An 18,083-nucleotide genomic window follows, 5' to 3' on the forward strand; every position below is an offset into this window, starting at 1 on the left:
GGCGTATGTCGCGTCTCCCTGCCTCGCTGATCCTCCTCGCCATGACCGGGGCCTGTGGCTCGGGCTCTGGTGGCGGTCCTGGTCCTTCGAATCCCGGGACGACTCCGAACACTCCTGCGGTCGAGATTACTCCGGCGGCGGGGGACGAGTGGTATCGCAAGGCCGTCTTCTACGAGGTCTTCGTCCGGAGCTTCCAGGACTCGAATGGAGACGGGAAGGGGGACCTGAAGGGCCTCCTGTCGCGCCTGGACTATCTCAACGACGGCGATCCGAACACGACGCAGGACCTGGGCGTGGATGCGCTGTGGCTCATGCCCATCTTCGAGTCGCCGAGCTACCACGGCTATGACGTGGTGGACTACGAGCGCATCGAGCCGGACTACGGCACCCTGGAGGACTTCGAGCTGCTGTGCGTCGAGGCCCACAAACGGGGGATGCGCGTCATCCTCGACTTCGTGATCAACCACTCGGGGGTAGGGCACCCGTGGTTCGTGGAGTCCGCCTCGTCGCCCACGTCGGCAAAGCGCGGCTGGTACGTGTGGAAGGATCAGGATCCGGGCTGGAAGCAGCCATGGAGCCAGTTCTCGAACACCCCCACGTGGCACAAGCGCAACGGCGCCTACTACTACGGCGTGTTCTGGGACGGGATGCCGGACCTGAACATGCAGAACGCGGAGCTGCGCGCGGAGGTGAAGCGCCTGGCCTCGCTGTGGCTCGAGCGCGGCGCGGATGGCTTTCGGCTGGATGCCGCGCGCTACCTCATCGAGACGGGGGCGGGCGCGGGCCAGGCGGACACTCCGGAGACGCACGCCTTCTGGAAGGAGTTCGCCGCGCACGTGCGGCAGGCCAAGCCGGACGCGGTGCTGGTGGGGGAGAACTGGAGCACCACGCCCATTGTCGCCACCTATTACGGCTCGACGGCGAAGGTGCCGGGTGGCGACGAGCTGCCGCTCAACTTCAACTTCGGTATCTCCGAGCAGATCCTCGCGGGGCTCAATGGCAACAATGCGGCGCCCATCGCGGCGAAGCTGGCGGAGATGGCGCGCGTATACCCGGCAGGGGTGAGCGATGCGCCCTTCCTCACGAACCACGACATGGTGCGGCTGTCCACGCAGCTCAGTGGGAACGCGGGCAAGCTGGCCAATGCGGCGGCGCTGCTGCTCACCCTGCCTGGGGCTCCCTTCCTCTATTATGGAGAGGAGCTGGGAATGTCGAACGGTGGCGAGAACAACGACGAGTCCAAGCGCACGCCGATGCCCTGGAACGGCACGGCGGGAGGTGGCTTCACCACGGGGACGCCCTGGTACAGCTTCTCGGGGGGGTACACGTCGGGGCGCAACGTGGCTGCCCAGGAGAACGCTGCGGGCTCGTTGTTGTCGCGCTACCGGGCGCTGATCCGGGCGCGCCATGCCTCGGAGGCGCTGAGCCGCGGGGGACTCAAGCTCCTCTCGTCGACGCAGGGGACTCAGGTCATGCTCTCCTTCGTGCGCACGCTGGGCGAGGAGCGGGTGCTGGTGGTGCACAACGTCACGGACTACAACGTGTCCGCGGGCCCGTTCGACCTGCCGGGTACCACGCCCGAGATTCTCTTCGCCGACAGCAACGTCTCCGCGCTCACGAAGACCGCCACCGGTTGGCAGGCGAGCCTGCCGCCTCGCACCACGGGCATCTGGCGCCTGAAGCCGTGAAGTTGCCAGTTGCGGGGTGCTACATTTTGGGCATGTCCCGCATCTGGCTCGTGCTCGTCTTGGTGTGTGCCCTGGCTCCACTGCAGGGAAGCGCCCAGAGTTCGCCGCCGCCGCTGGTCCCGTCGGCTCCCGAGGAGGACCCATATGATCCCAAGGGAGGCCCTACCAGCAGCGATCCCTATGGTGGCTACGATGACGAGCCAGCGCCCAGACGGAGCTCCGCTGACGGCGAGGAAAAGCCCAAGGAAGAGATCATCCCCCATAAAGGGACGTCCTCGAGAGGCTCGAGGGCAAACAATGGGCGCGTCATCGGCGAGGCCGTGGTGGGGGGGCTGTTTGGGGTAGCGGGGGCCGTGCCGGGCTTGCTGATGATGTCAGAGCTCTGCCTGACAAGTGACTGTGACGACAGCGTCAACTCCCAGTTTTTCACGGGCATGGCGTTGGCCTTCACAGGATGGACGCTGGGCTCGGGGCTCGGCATCGTGGTGGGAGGCAGCCTTGCCGGAGGCGAGGGTGACTTTCTGGCAACGCTGGGGGGATCTGCCTTGGGAGCGTTGGTGGGAGTGGGCGGGAGCCTGGCCACCCTCGGGCTCTCCCTGGCGCTGCATTCGGTCAGTGAGGGGCTCGGGATCCTGGCGCTCGTCATCACAGTGCCACTCGTGAGCCTTCCCCTCCTCGTCTTGGGCCCCCTTGTGGGTGGAATCCGTTTCTACGAGAGCTCCCACGAGAGCGCCGTTGCACAACAGCAAGGGGCCAGCGCCAGTGTGCGGATGGTTCCGGTCATCAGCGTGAGCCCCTCGGGCGGGCTCGTCGCGGGGCTCATGGGGCGGTTCTGAATCAGTGCACGGGCACCACTGCGGGCCATGGAGGCGGGTTCGGCCCGAGCACCTGCTCCTGCGTCACTCCCTCCGGCACCACCAGGTCCACCACCGGTGACTGGTTCGCCGCTCCCAACCTCCCTCCACCAAAAAACTCCTTCGAATCTCCCGGCACGATGGGCAGCACCATGGACGCTCTGGGGCCCTCCTTCCCGAACAGCGAGGACAGGTTCACCTTGTTCTCGAACAGAGCCCCTGTCACCGCGAGCGCGTAGCCCCACTCCGGCCGAGGCGCGCCGCCAAAGAAGTCGTTCGGCACGAAGAACTCCACCGTCGCCCCTGTCACGCGCACGCGCGTGGGGAAGAACACCTGCCCCGTCAGCTTGCGCTCCACCTCCGACTCCACCTCGCGCTGCGCGGCCTCGCCCAGGGAGCCTTGCTGGCGGATCCGCTCCTCGCGCTCCTCCCGTTGCCACTCTCCGCGCAGCTGGTCCCGCGCGTCATACGGCCGAGGCGTGAGCACGATGGCTTTCTCCCACGCGCTCCCCGGAGCCAGCGAGAGGTTCCGCCCCGGCAGCGTCTCCGTGCGGCCCGAGCCCTCCACCCGATCCGTATCCACGTACAGGTCCAGGTTGAACGTGTAGAACCCGAGCCGCGCCTTCTGCGCCTGCGTCTCTCCGGCGATGTCCACCGTCCGCGCCGCCTGGGGCTTCGCGATGGGCCGCGCGAAGGTCGCCTCGAACCGCGTGCCGTCATCCTCCGGGTACGCCACCAACAACAGCAGATCCATTGAGCCCGGCCCCAGGTCCTCGCGCAGCGGATAGCGCAAGTCCCCATCTCCGTGGTCATCCCCGCGCGGATCCGCCAGGGTGAAGAGCGGGGCAGTCCCTCCGGTGCTCCGGGAGAGGCACGCGCTGGCCAGCACGGCCCCCAGCGCGAGCGGCAGCAGGGCGCGGCGAAGCGGAAGCATCAACGAGACTCCGTGGGAAAAAAGAGAGCCCGGCGAGCGTCGCCGCGCGCCGGGCCCTTCTCAAGCAAGAAGCGTGAGGCTGACTAGAACTGAGCCTTCATGAACGCCTTCGCGCGGATGTGGTCGAACTCGCGCGTCTCCAGGCTGTTCCACCCGGAGAAGCGGTTGCGGAAACCCCGCGAGCCCACCTTCACGTTGTGGTCCTTGGCCGTCTGCTCGTCCGCGATCTGCTCCACGAAGCCCGAGCCGAAGTCCGGATCGAACGTGCCGAACGCGTACTGGCCCTCCAGGCCGAACTCCACGCCCGCGAGGATGTACTTGGCCCGCACCACCACCGAGTTCTTGTTGTGGTAGCCCGAGGCCATCTCGTGCAGGTTGTACGCCTGGAACGCCGTGTTGCCGTCGAACAGGTCCGCCAGGTACTTCGTGTAGCTCACCGAAGCATACAGGTCATCCGACAGCTGGTAGCCCGCGCCCGCCGTGAAGGCGTAGTAGCGCAGCAGCCGGTCGTCGTCCGACAGGCTGTCGAAGGGCTTCCACTGGTAGCCCGTCTGGTCCCCCACGGTGATGACGTTCGGGTTGCCGAACGTGTCCGCCGTGGACAGGCCCGGCGAGTACTCGTTCTTCAGATCCGCGCAGGCCTCGGTGCCACCGGGGCACGCACCCGCCTTGTACGGCAGGAAGCGCGAGTCGTTGATGCGCTTGTCCGTCTCGTGGATGAACTTCGCCTTGCCGAAGATGTCGATGCCCCGGCCGAAGTCCAGCACGTAGCGCGCCTTGAGCACCGCGATGTGCGTCTTCTTGTCCTGGAAGGGCTGGAAGGCCGTGCGGAAGTTGTGGCCCACGCCCGAGTCCAGCTCCGTCGTCGGGTACGGTGTCTTCGTGTAAGAGGTGTCCGGGCTGTCGTACGCCTGCCAGTTGGTGTTGTAGGTGATGTACGAGTACTCACCCGACAAATCCAGGCCGCCGTTGCCGTAGACCGGGTTCACCGTGAAGCCCTTCCAGCCGATGGCCGTCTCCGCGAAGGGCTCGTCGAAGTCCGTGAACTCGTTGTCCACGTTGATCGTCGCCACCTGCTGGGACTCACCCGTCCACCCGCCGTAGCCAATGCGCGTGGGGTTGCCGTTGAACACGCCGTACGAGGCGTTCGAGGGGCCCGGGAAGGCGAAGCTCGCGTCATGGCCTTCCGTGAGCAGCACGTCCGACTCGCGGCGCGCCGCCATGATGGCCACGTAGTCCGAGCCGATGCTGAAGCCCTGCAGGTTCACCGACAGCCCGATGTCCAGCGGATCGCTCAGCGTCACGTCCACCTTGAAGCTGTTGTCCTCGTGGCGGCCGGCGATCACCGGCGAGTAGCCGTTGAGGCCGAAGTCCGCGGGCGTCAGCACCGGGTCCGCGTTGCTGTACGAGTGGTACAGCGAGCCGCGGATGTCCACCTTGTCGCTCAGGCGCAGGCCGGCCTTCACGCCGCCCACGCCGTTGCGGAAGCGCGGCACCAGGTCGCGCCCATCGTCCATGTTGTTGTCCACCGTGGTGGGGGCGATCTCCGCGTCGCGCACGTAGCTGAAGATGCCGCCCACATCGAGCGCGTCGCTCAGCGCCCACTTGGTCTGGAAGCCGTACGCCGCGTCCGCCGCGTGGAACAGGCCCGTGCTGAAGGACGGACCGGCCCACAGGCGCGGCAGGCTGATGCGGGTCGCATCCCAGGTGATCTTCCGGTCGAACGCCGAGCCCTGGAGGAGGATGCCGTGCGCGTTGTCACGGTCGATGTAGCGGATGCGGCCGATGACGTACGGATCGAACTGGCCGAAGTCATTGGCGCCGATGGTGGCTGAGTCGATCAGGTAGCCCGGGGTGATGATCACCGCCACGCCGCGCAGCTTGATGTACTGGTTGGAGCGCGGATCGAACTCGCCGCAGTCGCCGCTCACGCAGGGCTTGGACGGGTCACCGCCGAAGCCGCCGAAGTTCGTCCAGAAGTTCTGGCTGAACCGGCTGTGGATGCGGCCCTTCACCTCCACCTGGCTGGAGAGCCGGGCGTTGAGCAACAGCTCGAGCTCCGTGCCCTGGCCGTTGTCGCCATAGCCCTCGCCGGGGATGGTGGTGAAGTTGTACATGGCGCCCTGCTCTCGCAGGTTGCCGTAGAGCCACTTGGTGTACGTGGTGCCGCCAATCTGCAGCTTCGGCGCGTCCTGGGCGATGGCGGGCGCCACGGGCAGCAGCACAGCGGAGGCGGCGAGCGCCAGCGCGCTCCTCCGCAGAGACTTCTTCGACATGATGTGAACCCCTCCTCCAGGGCCAGACGGCACCGCGGGGAAGACAGCCCCCGCGGCGGTCCAGCCAAGTCCTTAGTGAATCGGTACCGCGTTACTTGCTCTGGCGCACCATCTTCAGCGTGGCCTTCGTCTTGGAGGCTCCCTCCGCGCCACACTCGTACTTGAGCATGTCGTACTGGGCCTGCTTCTCGGACGCGTCGCCCTTGCCGCTGCCGGCCAGGATGTCGATGACCTGCGGATCGCAGTCGCCGTCGTTGCCGCCGCCGAAGCGGTGCTGGCCCTCGTACTCGTTGACCTTGCGGGTGAGCAGGTCATTGCCGGAGGGGAAGCCCTCGTTGGATTGCATCACCACCTGGAAGCCCCACTGGCTGGGGTCACCCTTGAGGGACTCGGCGTCCACGCTGCCGGTGATCTTCTTGCCGGAGCCCTTGGTGCGCTCGGGGACGATGATGTCGTCCTTCAGGCCTGCGGCCTTGGTCTCCACCTCTTTGCGCACGCGCGCGGGCGCCTGCGGCGAGAGGATGACGAGCTTGTCCCAGGCCGAGTCCGGGGCGAACTGGACGTTGAGGCCCGGAGGAGCGTCCGTGTGGCCGCTGCCCTCCTTACCGTCCGTGTCGATGAAGACGAAGACCATCTGCGTGGCGAACCCGTTGCCCATCTTCCACGGGTCCTCCAGGTTGGTGCCCAGCGTCACCTGGAAGTCCACCTTGTTGCCCTTCTTCTCGGCGGTGAACTCGGTGATGTCGAACGAGGCCTTCTTGTAGACGGTGTCCGTCGGGTACTTGTAGGTGCCCGGGCCGTTGTCGTCTCCAGACGGATCCTTGAAGGTGACCTTGCCGTCGGCGAAGGCGGGGAGGCTGAGCAGCGAGGCAGCGAGGGTGAGGGTTGCGACACGGGTCTTCATTGACGGCTCTCCTTGGGAAACAACATCAACCTTTCACGCTTCCAGCCGTGAGGCCGGACACGAGGTACTTCTGGAGGAACAGGAACAGAAACACCACGGGGATGGAGACGATGATGGAGCCTGCGGCGAAGTAGCCCCACTGCTGGGAGAACCCACCGACGAAGAAGCGGAGCCCGACCGGCGCCGTGTACATGGCCTCTTGGTCCATGAAGGTAGCCGCCAAGATGAACTCATTCCAAGAGGTCATGAAAGAAAACAGCGCTGTCACGGCCACGGCGGGCTTAGCCAGGGGAAGGATGATGCTCCAGAAAATCTTGCCTACCGAGGCGCCCTCCATGAGCGCCGCCTCCTCCAGGTCCTTCGGAATGGTGTCGAAGTAGCCCTTGAGCATCCACACGCTGAAAGGGATGGAGGTGGTGGCGTAGACGATGATGAGGCCCAGCCGCGAGCTGCCCAGACCCAGCCACTGCACCAGGATGATGAACAGGGGGATGAGCATCAGGGTGCCCGGGAACATCTGAGACACCAGGAAGGCCATCATGCCCGCGCGCTGGCCGGGGAACTTGAAGCGGCTGAAGGCGTAGGCGGCGGTGCAGGCCAGGAAGACGCCCACCACGGTGGTGCCCACGGCGATGATGGCGCTGTTGAGCATCCACTGGGCGAACGGCTGCTCCGTCATCACCGAGCTGAAGTTGGAGAAGGACCACTGCTCCGGCCACGGGGTGATGGCGCGCAGCCGGTCAGTGAACGTGGGCTCCGGCGGCAGCGTGGCGATGGCCAGGTTCTGCCGCCCGGAGAAGGCGATCGTGACGACCCAGAGGATGGGGTAGATGGTGAAGAGGGTGAAGAGCACCAGCAGCACATGCAACGGCAGGTGCGGGACCCCTTCGCGACGCGTGGCCATTACGCTGCCTCCGTGGCGCGTGAGAGACGGTTCTGCACCACGCTGTAGAGCAGCAGGATGCCGAAGATGACGGTGGAGTACGCCGCCGCGTAGCCGTAGCGGTAGCGCTGGAAGGCGTACTTGTACGCCTGCGTGACGAGGATCTCCGTGGAGTTGCCCGGCTCACCCTCCGTCACCAGGAAGATGATGTTGAACATGTTGAAGGTCCACACCACCGACAGGATGACTGCGGGCACCAGCGCGGGCTTGAGCGAGGGCAGGGTGATGGCGACGAACTGCTGCCAGCGGCTGGCTCCGTCCACGCGCGCAGCCTCGTAAAGCTCCATGGGGATGGACTGCAGGGCGCCCAGCGACACCACCATCATGAAGGGGAACGAGAGCCAGCCGTTGGTGGCCAGCGCCGTCAGGTAGGAGGTGAAGGGGGACTCGAACCAGGACAGGCCCTGGCCGCCGAACATGCGGATGACGTGGTTCACCACGCCGAACTGCTGGTGGAACATGCCCTTCCAGATGAGCGCGGTGATGTAGTTGGGCATGGCCCACGGCAGGATGAGCAGCACGCGGTAGATGGGGCGCAGCGCCAGGTTGGGGGTGTTGAGGATGAGCGCCAGCACCAGCCCCACCGAGACGCCGATCGCCACATTGGTGATGGTCCACACCACCGTGAAGAAGAGCGTCCAGTAGAAGTTCAGGTAGTTGAAGACCCAGGTGCCGTTGTCCCCCTGCCGGGCGATGTTGAAGTCCCCGAGGATCTCCACGTAGTTGCGCAGGCCGATCCAGATCTCCGTCAGCGGCTGGTTGGTGTTGTAGAGGTTGGCGTCCGTGAAGGAGAGGGTGATGCCGTAGATGAAGGGGAAGAAGACGAGCACCACCATGCCCACCATGGCCGGCGCGATGTACGCGTAGGCCTCGCGGTGCTCCACCATCGTGGACACCGTGCGGTGCAGCCCGCCCAGGCCGATGAAGGCCAGCAGCGCCAGCCCCAGCAGCCCCAGCAGCGCCGAGGCCCGTGAGGCTTGGCTCTGCAGCGTCTCCACGCGCTGGGTGACCACGGCCTCGTTCACCGTGCCCTGCGCGTCCAGCAGGCCCAGCGGCTTGCGGTAGACGTCCGTGTCCCAGGTGCCCGGCGCGAGCGCCGGCTCGGTGGTGAGGTTCTGCGCGGTGATGGCCGCCTTGCCGCGCTCGGCGATGGCGCGCAGGTGCTCCGCCACCGCGCCCTGTGAGCCACGCACCCCGTCCTCCAGGGCGCGCATGGAGTACTGGGTGTAGCCGCCCAGGCCCGCCATGAAGAGCACCGCCGCTGCAGCCACCAACTGCCACTGCCGCTGCAGCTTCACGAAGGAGACGCCCAGCAGCACCAGCAGCGGCAGGAAGAAGGCCAGCAGCACCGGCGCCAGCCCGGGACGCTCCGCCTTGGGGAGCGGCTGGGTGGCCAGATCCACCATGCCCACCACCCCTCCATCCGCCTCGACCGGCGCGGAGAAGAGCCGGCCGCCCGTGGGCAACAGCTCGATCTCGATCTCCGGCTTGCGGGCGCTGCCCTCTTCGCGGTTGGTCTCCACCGCGGCGCGCAGGCGCTGCCCACGGTCGTAGATGACCTTCTCCTCGCGCGCGAGCCGCCGAGGCGCCGCCTTGTCGCCTTGGTCCTCCGGGAAGGTGGAGGACTCCAGCTTGACGCCGGAGAAGGCGATCACGCGCACGTGGCTGCCCGCGGGCAGCTGCTCCTTGGCCGCGTCCACCACGGCGCGCACCCCATCTCCGCTGCCGCCCGCGCGGCGCACGAGGTCCGCCAGGGCGTTCAGGGAGATGAGGGTGCGGCGCTGCTCGCGCTCGATGGCGGCGTCTTCACGCGCCTGGGCGAGCAGGGCGTAAGCCAGCGCCAGCCCCACGCCGAGCGCAAGGGCCAGCCCCACCAGCACGCGGGGCCGCCGCACGCTGGGGGGATTCGTCTGAGGAGGAATCACGGAGGAGCCTGCTGCAGGGGGAGAGACCTGGACACCGGAGGGACCGGGCCCAGGAGCGGCGGCGCCAGGGGAGGCGCCGCCCGAGGAAGGCGGGGGTACGGCGCTGCTCACTTCTTCCGCAGCCCCGCGACGTCCTTGGCCACCTGCTGCTGCGCCTTGTCGAGCGCGGCCTTCGGCGAAGAGGTCTTCTTCAGGATGGCGTTCATCGCCGTGGTGGCCGGCGACCAGACCATGGTCATCTCCGGCACGTTCGGCATGGGCACCGCCACGTTCACCTGATCACGGAACGCCTTGAGCTGCGGATCCTTGGACACGTCGGCGTCGTTGTAGACCTCGGTGTTCGCGGGACTCTGGCGGCCCTCGAGCGCCAGCACCTTGGCGGAGGTCGTCAGGGTGAGGAACTTGGCGAACTCGAAAGCGGCCTCCTTGTTCTTCGAGGGAGCCGTCACGTACACGCCCTCCACCGTCATCCACGGGCGCATCGGCTTGCCGCCCGCCTCGTCAATCGTGGGCAGGGTGGTGATGCCGTAGTCGATGCCCTTGGCGATCTCGCCCAGGAACCACGGACCGGAGAACACGATGCCCGCCTTGCCGTCGTTGAAGAGCGAGGTGATGAGCGCCGTAGAGGGCTCCGCGGGGAGGATGCCGTCCTTGTCGATCCACTTGAGCAGGTAGTCGATGGACTGCACGTTCTCCTTGGAGTTCATCGTGGGGTTGAACTTGGCGTCGAACACGCCGCCGCCGAAGCCGTTCATCAGCGCCGCGTGGTAGTAGAAGTCGCCGTACGAGTACGCCAGCCCGAAGCGCCCGGCCTTCTTGTCCGTGAGCTTCTTGGCCAGGGCGACCAGCTCGCCGGTGGTCTTCGGCGGGGTGGGGACGAGCTTCTTGTTATAGATGAGCGCGATGTTCTTGTAGTTCAGCGGCAGCCCGTACACAGTGCCCCGGTACGTCATCGCCTGCATCGTGGTGGGGATGAAGCGCTGCTTGAGCGCGTCATCCAGGAAGAAGTCGATGGGCTCGATGGTGTTGCCGGCCTCGATCCAGCCGCCCAGACGGTCCTGCGCGAAGATGAAGAGGTCCGGACCTTTGCCGCGCGGCACGGTGGCGGTGATCTTGTCCGCGAAGGCGTCATACGGCACGGCCAGCGTGGTGACCTTGAACTTGCCGGCGTTGGCCTTGTTGTACTCGGCCACCACCTTCTCCAGCGCGGACTTCTCCTCGGCACGGTAGGAGTGCCACAGGACGATCTCCGTCTCGGCGGCGGCGGCGGTCAGGGGCAGCAGACCGAGCACACTGAGGCACACGGCCGCGATCAGCAGTCGCAGGTTCTTCATGAGTGGGGCGCTCCGGGGAAGCAGGCGAATCAGGCGGTGAGACGTTGCTCGGTTTCAGCGTCGAAGAGGTGCAGCGAGTCCAGCTCCACCGCGACGGAGACCGTCGCGCCGGTGTCTGGCGTGTTCTGCGGAGGCAGGCGGAAGACGAGGCCGAACTCGCCCAGGCGCGAGTGGACGATGAGCTCGTTGCCCAGCGGCTCGACGATCTCCACCTTGGTGTCCAGCTTGGCGGACTCGCCGCGGGCCGTCTGGCCCGGCTGGATGAGGTGGTCTGGCCGGATGCCGACCTTGATCTTCCTGCCGCCCTTGCCCGCCGTCACCGCGCGCAGGCTCTGCGGCACCGGCAGCGTGAAGCCATTGCCCACCAGCGTGGTGCCGTTGGCGTCCAGCGTGGCCTCCAGGAAGTTCATGGGCGGGCTGCCGATGAACTGGGCCACGAAGATGTTGGCGGGGCGCTCGTAGACCTCCAGCGGGGTGCCGAGCTGCTGCAGCTTGCCCTCCTTGAGCACCGCGATGCGGTGGCCCATGGTCATCGCCTCGATCTGGTCGTGCGTCACGTAGACGCTCGTCACCTGGAGCCGCTGCTGCAGCTTCTTGATCTCCGCGCGCATGGCCACGCGCAGCTTGGCGTCCAGGTTGGACAGCGGCTCGTCGAAGAGGAAGACGGCCGGCTTGCGGACGATGGCGCGGCCCAGGGCCACGCGCTGGCGCTGACCGCCCGACAGCTGCTTGGGCTTGCGGTCCAGCAGGTGAGTGATGCCGAGAATATCGGCCGCCTCGTTCACCAGCTTGTCCATGTCCGGCTTGGGCGTCTTGCGGATCTTCAGGCCGAACTCGAGGTTCTCCCGCACCGACATGTGCGGATAGAGCGCGTAGTTCTGGAACACCATGGCCACGTCCCGCTCCTTGGGAGGCAGGTCGTTCACCACACGCTCGCCGATGGCGACGGTCCCACCGGTGATCTCCTCCAGGCCGGCGATCATCCGGAGCGCGGTGGACTTGCCACAGCCAGAGGGACCGACCAGCACCAGAAACTCGTGGTCCCGGATATCGAGGTTGAGCCCCTCGATGATCGAGACCGCGCCGTACCGCTTTGCCACGTTCTTGAACGTCACTGCGGCCATCAGATCCCTCGCCCCTGAACTTCAGGGTTATTGGGTTTGGATTCTTCCCAGGATGCGTGCCCCGAGCGGCTCCACCGTGAGCTCCAGGGAGGGGCCTTCCAGCCGGCCCCCGTTCAACACGTCTTCCGCCGCCGTCCTGCCCCACGCCTCGGGCCAGGGCAGCGACACCTTCGCTGGCTGCGCGCCGCGGTTGATCGCCACGATCACCGCGTCGCCCGAGCCCGCCTCGTGCCGCAGGAAGACATAGAGGTCTCCGTCGGTGGAGAGCCCCTGGTGCGTCCCCCGCGAGAGCGCCACGTGCGCGCGGCGGATGGAGGTGAGCTTCTGGTAGAGCTTGCGCAGGTCCTCGTCGCGCGGCTTGCCGGCGCCGGGCCTCACGTCGCGCGAGCCCCACGGCATGTCGCTGCGGTTCGCGGGCCAGTCGCCGCCGGGGCGGGCGACCTCCTCGCCGTAATAGAGGGTGGGGATGCCGGAGGTGGTGAGCTGCAGCACCACCGCGAGGCGGAAGCGCTTCACGTCGCCCTCGAGCTGGTGCAGTGCGCCCGTCACGTCATGCGAGGACAGGAAGTGGGCCAGCAGGTAGCCGGGGCGCACCTTGGCGCGTGACTTGAGGTACTTGTCGAAGGCGATGGTGCGGCCGCGGCCCTGCACGAAGGCGAGCGTGCTGCCCTGGAAGCCGAAGTCGAAGCCGGCGTCCATCTCGTCCCCGGCGAACCACGGGTCCAGCGACTCCGCGTCGCCACCCCATACCTCGCCCAGCAGGAAGAAGTCCTTGCTCACCTCTTCGCGCAGGCGGCGGCGGTGCTCCTTCCAGAAGGGGTGATCCACGTGCTTCACCGTGTCCAGCCGGAAGCCGTCCACCCCGGAGCGCTTGGCCCAGTCCAGCTGCGCGTCCAGCAGGTACTTGGCCACCTCGGGCAGCTCTGTCTTGAAGTCCGGCAGGCCGGAGACGCAGCTCGTCACGTCGTCCTGGCCGCAGGTGCCCCGCTCCTCCGAGCGCAGCCAGTTCTTCGTCTCGGGCTTCGTGACGTAGTGCGAGTTGTAGCCCGGGTGGTTGTAGACCACGTCCAGCAGCACGCGGATGCCCCGGCGGTGCGCGTCGTCCACCAGCGCGCGCAGGTCTTCCTCGGTGCCGATGCGCGGATCCAGCTGGTGGAAGTCATCCGCCCAGTAGCCGTGGTAGCCCCAGTCCGGGAAGCCCGCGCCGGTGACGAAGCTGTCGATGTTCTTCACCACCGGAGTGATCCACAGCGCTGTCACGCCCAGCGAGCTCAGCTCGTCCAGCTGCTGGCGCAGGCCCTTCAGGTCTCCACCGTGGAAGGCGCCTTGCGCGGCCACGTCCACCGCCGTGTTGTTGGCGGCATCTCCGTCGGCGAAGCGATCGACGACGACGAAGTAGAGGATCTCGTCCGCCCAGGGGCGCGGTGCCACTTTGGGCGCGGCGGGCGGAGCGGGGGGCTGCGGGGCGGCTGCGGTGGGGGGGCTCGCGGGGGTGGGCCCAGCCTCGGGCTGTGGAGCAGTGTGTGCGCAACTCAGCAGGTGAAGCGCGAAAAGCAGCGGCACCGTTGCATGACGCAAGCGCACAAGAGCTTGGCTGCGGGGCTGGGGGTCCTGCATCGCGGCGCGACTGTTTCACAGAATGCTGGAGAGGTGAACTGTCTGTCGCCCCCCCCAGCAGACCTCTTTGGTCACGTTCCCCAGCGCGTTCGGAATGATGCGCCGCGTCGATATTTCCGAGTGAAACGGCGCTACCACCCAGAGTCTGACGCGGTGCGTATCGGGCAGAGGTGACTTCGTCCGTGGGCCAGAAAGTGCCTACCTCATGGGTTTTGGCGGTAGGGCGAGGGCTCCTCGGGCCAGGCGTTCGGCTGGCACTGGGTCTGGTCGTTGTCGATGACGACCTCGCGCGCGATGCGCTCCTGGTTGTTGTAGTCGAACGAGGTGCGCACCTGGGCGCCCGGCGCCAGGTACTCGCGGGCCACGAGGTCTCCGTTGCGATCCTTGTACATCGTCTGCTCGTCGACGCGCATGGAGCGCTCGAAGCCCTTGTCATCGCGGACGATCAGCGTGTCGCGGTAGTCGGCCACTACAGTGCCTCGGATGAGCGGGCCGGTGTCACCCCGGGCGATGTCCGGGTTTTGGGCCACGCGCGTGGGCGGAGAGGCCTCCGAGGAGTAGCCCCCCACGGTTGTGCCCGTCGCGCACCCCCACAAGCACGCCGCTCCCAACGCCGCCGCTCCCATGATCCAGGTCTTCATGCGTGGTCACCCCCGTTCGGCGGAACGCTCCGCCCATCCACGGGCAGGGTGGCGACGCCACTCGGCACCTCGCAAGCCCGGCTCCGCTCCCTGAGGGGCAGGCGAGCGCAATCCCAGGGTTTCCCAGGTTCTGCTGGCAATCCGCACTGTCTGCTCCCTTACGAGGAGGGCACAGCGGGAGCCAGTCTGGACGCTTGCTCACCCAGCCCTGCTAGTCTGCGCACGCTTCGCGCCGGGCCAGGCCTCTTGCTTCTTCGTCGCGAGTCACACGTGCCAGCGCTCATCGCTGGTGCCGTTCTTCAACCCTTGGAGGTGTGTCCTGAGAGTTCCATTTCGTTTCCCGTTACGGGTGCGCCCGCTGGCGCTGAGCGCGCTGCTGGCCACCGCCGCTGCTCCGCTGACCGCCGTGGCAGCTCCCAACTCCGTGACCGTCATCGGTGACTTCCAGAGCCAAGCCGGATGTACGGCCAACAATGATCCCACGTGTGCCGCGACCCAGCTCACGCTCGAGCAGGCCGACGGCGTATGGCAGGGCAGCTTCGCGGTCCCGGCTGGTACCTGGCACTACAAGGTCGCCCTCGACGGCGCGCTGACGGAGACGTACCCCTCGGCGGAGCTGACGCTCACGAAGGCCGCCGCCGGGACGGTGAAGTTCTACTATGACCCCAACACCCACTACGTCCGCGACAACGTGGCGACGATCGCAGTGGCTCCTGGCAACTTCCAAGGAGAGCTGGGCTGTCCCCTGCTGCCTCCCGACAACAATGGCGACTGGCAGCCGGACTGCCTCAAGTCCTGGCTCCAGGACCCAGATGGGGACGGCACCTTCACGCTGACGACCACGGCCATTCCGCCCGGCTCGTATGAGGGCAAGGTGGCCATCAACGAGAGCTGGGACGAGAACTATGGCCAGAATGGCGTCCGAAACGGTCCCAACATCGGATTCACCGTGACCCAGGCCGGCGAGGAGGTGGTGTTCTCCTGGAACTCCACGAGCAAGAAGGCAACGATTCGCCCGGCGAACGCGGCATCAGGTGACATCCTCCTGGCGCGGGCGCACTGGGTGGCTCCGGACACGCTGGCGTGGAGCCCGCAGGCCGAGACGATCCCCACGGACGCGGTCTTCCGGCTGCACTCCGAGCCGGAGGGTGCCATGCGCCTGACGGACACGGGCATCCAGGGTGGTACCGCCATCATGCTCACGCAGGACACGGCGGGCCTGAGCGACGCGCTCAAGGCGCGCTTCCCGCACCTGGCCACGGCCCTGGCGCTGAAGATCCCCTCAGGGGAGCAGTCCAAGGTGGCGGCGCTCCTCAAGGGGCAGCTTGTCGTGTCGGTCAGCTCGAGCGCGGGCAAGGTGCTGGATGCCACCTCTGTGCAGCTCGCGGGCGCGCTCGACGCGCTTTACACGTACACGGGGACGCTGGGGCCGACGTTTGACGCGGGGGTGCCTACGCTGCGCGTCTGGGCTCCCACGGCGCGCAAGGTGTCGCTGCTGATCTTCGACTCGTCCACCGCAGCGGATCCGTCCGAGACGATCGCGATGGAGGCGGGAGACAAAGGCGTGTGGTCCGCCACCGGCACCGCCGCGTGGACGGGCAAGTACTACCTCTATGAGGTGGAGGTCTACGTCCGCAAGGAGCAGGCGGTGAAGGTCAACCGCGTCACGGATCCGTACTCGGTGAGCCTCTCCACCAACAGCGCGCGCAGCCAGATCATCGACCTGAATGCCGCGGCCCTGGCCCCCACGGACTGGAGCGCGCTGGAGAAGCCCACGCTGGCGGCCCCCGAGGACATCGTCCTGTACGAGCTGCACGTGCGCGACTTCAGCATCAACGACGGCACCGTTCCGGAGGCGGACCGGGGCACCTTCAAGGCGTTCACCCACGACTCCAACGGCACCAAGCACCTGAAGAAGCTGGCCGACGCGGGCGTGACGCACGTGCACCTGCTGCCGGTGTTCGACATCGCCACCATCAACGAGAACCGCGCCGAGCAGGCCCTGCCGGCCGGAGACCTGGCGTCGATGCCGCCGGACTCGGAGCAGCAGCAGGCCGCGGTGGCCGCGGTGAAGGACGCGGACGGCTTCAACTGGGGCTATGACCCGTATCACTACACCGTTCCCGAGGGCAGCTACTCGACCCACCCGGACGGCACCACCCGCATCCTCGAGTTCCGCGAGATGGTGCAGGCCGTCAACCAGCGCGGCCTGCGCGTGGTGATGGACGTGGTCTACAACCACACCAACTCGGCCGGGCAGGACTCGAAGTCGGTGCTGGATCGGATCGTCCCCGGCTACTACCACCGGCTCAACGGCGACGGGAACGTGGAGACCTCCACGTGCTGCCAGAACACCGCCACCGAGAACGCCATGATGGAGAAGCTCATGGTGGACTCGCTGGTGACCTGGGCCAAGCAGTACAAGGTGGACGGCTTCCGCTTCGACCTGATGGGCCACCACATGAAGTCCAACATGCTCAAGGTGCGCGCGGCGCTGGATTCGCTCACCGTGGCCAGGGACGGCGTGGACGGCAAGGCCATCTACGTCTACGGCGAGGGCTGGAACTTCGGCGAGGTGGCCAACAACGCCCGCGGCGTGAACGCCACGCAGCTCAACATGCCCGGCACGGGCATTGGCACCTTCAGCGATCGGCTCCGCGATGCGGCGCGCGGCGGTGGCCCGTTCAGCGGGCTGCAGGAGCAGGGCTTCATCAGCGGCCTCTTCTATGAACCGAACAGCACCCACCAGGGCACGGCGGACCAGCAGAAGACGCTGCTGCTGCAGCACATGGACCGCATCCGCGTGGGGCTGGCGGGCAACCTCCGGGACTACACGTTCACCGACGTGCAGGGCGCCAAGGTGAAGGGCTCGGATGTGAAGTACGGCGGTGACCCCGCGGGCTACACGCTGGATCCGCAGGAGGTCATCACCTACGTGTCCGCCCACGACAACGAGACGTTGTTCGACGCGGTGCAGATGAAGGCCCCGCGCAACGCGAGCATGGAAGTGCGGGTGCGCATGCACAACATGGGCATCAGCCTGGTGGCGCTGGGCCAGGGCATCCCGTTCTTCCACGCGGGCGACGAGATCCTCCGCTCCAAGTCGCTGGACCGCAACAGCTTCAACTCGGGCGACTGGTTCAACAAGATCGACTGGACCTACCAGTCCAACAACTGGGGCGTGGGCCTGCCTCCGGCCGGTGACAACCAGAGCAACTGGCCGGTGATGAAGGAGCTGCTCGGCGATCCGGCGCTCAAGGCGTCGCCGGCGCACATCTCCAGCGCCCTGGCTCACTTCCTGGAGGTCATCCGCATCCGCAAGAGCTCCCCGCTGTTCCGGCTCCGGACGGGCGCGGAGATCCAGCAGCAGGTGACGTTCGAGAACACCGGGCCGAACCAGATCCCCGGCCTCATCGTGATGCACATTGAGGACGACCGGTACGCGCTGGCAGGAGCAACCACCGACGCGGTGGTGCTCTTCAACGCGAGCGATGAGCAGCAGCGCTTCGCGTCGGACACCTTCAAGGATGTGGCGTTCGAGCTGCACCCGGTGCTCAAGGAGTCCGCTGACGCCGCAGCCCGTACGTCCTCGTTCGAGGCCAGCTCCGGCACGTTCACCGTGCCGGCGCGCACCACGGCGGTGTTCATGGCCAAGCGGGCCGCGCCCATTCCCAAGGGCCCTGGGGACACTGGCACCGATGACAGCTGTGGCTGCTCGGGTGGCGGGAGCGCGGCGTTCAGCGCCTTCGGCCTGCTGCTCGGCCTGAGCGCGCTGCGGCGGTCGCGCCGCCGCGAGTCGTAAGCTTCACCCTCGGCTGGCGCCCTGCTCGCACGCAGGGCAGG

At 67.0% G+C, this 18,083-nt stretch carries 12 protein-coding genes; 3 read left to right on the forward strand and 9 right to left on the reverse strand.

Annotated elements, in window-relative coordinates:
- The first annotated feature begins 5 nt into the window (after positions 1–5).
- Positions 6–1,688, forward strand: a complete 1,683-nt coding sequence (locus DB31_RS13895; protein WP_044187484.1) for an alpha-amylase family glycosyl hydrolase — start codon at positions 6–8, stop codon at positions 1,686–1,688.
- A 32-nt stretch (positions 1,689–1,720) separates the two neighbouring features.
- Positions 1,721–2,524 (forward strand): hypothetical protein, encoded by an 804-nt coding sequence (locus DB31_RS13900; protein ID WP_157231977.1) that lies wholly within the window; start codon positions 1,721–1,723, stop codon positions 2,522–2,524.
- 1 nt (position 2,525) lies between these two features.
- On the opposite strand, the gene DB31_RS13905 is transcribed toward DB31_RS13900, so the two are convergent.
- The 9 genes from DB31_RS13905 to DB31_RS13945 all read right to left on the reverse strand — a co-directional run bounded on the left by DB31_RS13905 (position 2,526) and on the right by DB31_RS13945 (position 14,240).
- Positions 2,526–3,476 carry a glucodextranase DOMON-like domain-containing protein gene (locus DB31_RS13905; protein ID WP_044187487.1) on the reverse strand — a complete coding sequence of 317 codons (951 nt, stop codon included), beginning with the start codon at positions 3,474–3,476 and terminating at the stop codon, positions 2,526–2,528.
- Between the two features lie 83 nt (positions 3,477–3,559).
- Positions 3,560–5,752, reverse strand: a complete 2,193-nt coding sequence (locus DB31_RS13910) for a hypothetical protein (RefSeq protein ID WP_044187489.1) — start codon at positions 5,750–5,752, stop codon at positions 3,560–3,562.
- 91 nt (positions 5,753–5,843) lie between these two features.
- The gene (locus tag DB31_RS13915) at positions 5,844–6,656 is read right to left on the reverse strand and encodes a glucodextranase DOMON-like domain-containing protein (protein WP_044187491.1); all 813 of its coding nucleotides are present in this window, start codon (positions 6,654–6,656) and stop codon (positions 5,844–5,846) included.
- 25 nt (positions 6,657–6,681) lie between these two features.
- A complete protein-coding gene (locus DB31_RS13920) occupies positions 6,682–7,560 on the reverse strand; it encodes a sugar ABC transporter permease (RefSeq protein ID WP_044187495.1) in 879 nt (292 codons plus the stop codon).
- Entirely contained in the window at positions 7,560–9,524 is a 1,965-nt protein-coding gene (locus DB31_RS13925) for a carbohydrate ABC transporter permease (RefSeq protein WP_063769226.1), read from the reverse strand. Before DB31_RS13925 ends, DB31_RS13920 begins: the two co-directional genes overlap by 1 nt.
- A 107-nt stretch (positions 9,525–9,631) precedes the next feature.
- Positions 9,632–10,858: an extracellular solute-binding protein gene (locus DB31_RS13930; protein ID WP_044187498.1), complete on the reverse strand. Its 1,227-nt coding sequence runs from the start codon at positions 10,856–10,858 to the stop codon at positions 9,632–9,634.
- A 29-nt stretch (positions 10,859–10,887) separates the two neighbouring features.
- The gene (locus tag DB31_RS13935; protein WP_044187501.1) at positions 10,888–11,982 is read right to left on the reverse strand and encodes an ABC transporter ATP-binding protein; all 1,095 of its coding nucleotides are present in this window, start codon (positions 11,980–11,982) and stop codon (positions 10,888–10,890) included.
- Between the two features lie 27 nt (positions 11,983–12,009).
- Positions 12,010–13,413, reverse strand: coding sequence for an alpha-amylase family glycosyl hydrolase (locus tag DB31_RS13940; protein ID WP_240486684.1), 1,404 nt, complete (start codon positions 13,411–13,413; stop codon positions 12,010–12,012).
- A gap of 389 nt (positions 13,414–13,802) precedes the next feature.
- Positions 13,803–14,240, reverse strand: coding sequence for a hypothetical protein (locus DB31_RS13945; protein WP_044187503.1), 438 nt, complete (start codon positions 14,238–14,240; stop codon positions 13,803–13,805).
- A gap of 349 nt (positions 14,241–14,589) precedes the next feature.
- On the opposite strand from DB31_RS13945, the gene pulA reads away from it, so the two are divergent.
- Entirely contained in the window at positions 14,590–18,042 is a 3,453-nt protein-coding gene (gene pulA, locus DB31_RS13950) for a pullulanase-type alpha-1,6-glucosidase (protein WP_044187505.1), read from the forward strand.
- Positions 18,043–18,083 lie beyond the last annotated feature (41 nt).

Source organism: Hyalangium minutum, from assembly GCF_000737315.1.
GTDB classification, from domain to species: domain Bacteria; phylum Myxococcota; class Myxococcia; order Myxococcales; family Myxococcaceae; genus Hyalangium; species Hyalangium minutum.

Excerpts from the sequence above, each read along its gene's own strand:
- DB31_RS13895 (WP_044187484.1), top strand. The coding sequence starts at position 6 with ATGTCGCGTCTCCCTGCCTCGCTGATCCTCCTCGCCATGACCGGGGCC.
- DB31_RS13900 (WP_157231977.1), top strand. The coding sequence starts at position 1,721 with ATGTCCCGCATCTGGCTCGTGCTCGTCTTGGTGTGTGCCCTGGCTCCA.
- DB31_RS13905 (WP_044187487.1), bottom strand. The coding sequence starts at position 3,476 with ATGCTTCCGCTTCGCCGCGCCCTGCTGCCGCTCGCGCTGGGGGCCGTG.
- DB31_RS13910 (WP_044187489.1), bottom strand. The coding sequence starts at position 5,752 with ATGTCGAAGAAGTCTCTGCGGAGGAGCGCGCTGGCGCTCGCCGCCTCC.
- DB31_RS13915 (WP_044187491.1), bottom strand. The coding sequence starts at position 6,656 with ATGAAGACCCGTGTCGCAACCCTCACCCTCGCTGCCTCGCTGCTCAGC.
- DB31_RS13920 (WP_044187495.1), bottom strand. The coding sequence starts at position 7,560 with ATGGCCACGCGTCGCGAAGGGGTCCCGCACCTGCCGTTGCATGTGCTG.
- DB31_RS13930 (WP_044187498.1), bottom strand. The coding sequence starts at position 10,858 with ATGAAGAACCTGCGACTGCTGATCGCGGCCGTGTGCCTCAGTGTGCTC.
- DB31_RS13935 (WP_044187501.1), bottom strand. The coding sequence starts at position 11,982 with ATGGCCGCAGTGACGTTCAAGAACGTGGCAAAGCGGTACGGCGCGGTC.
- DB31_RS13945 (WP_044187503.1), bottom strand. The coding sequence starts at position 14,240 with ATGAAGACCTGGATCATGGGAGCGGCGGCGTTGGGAGCGGCGTGCTTG.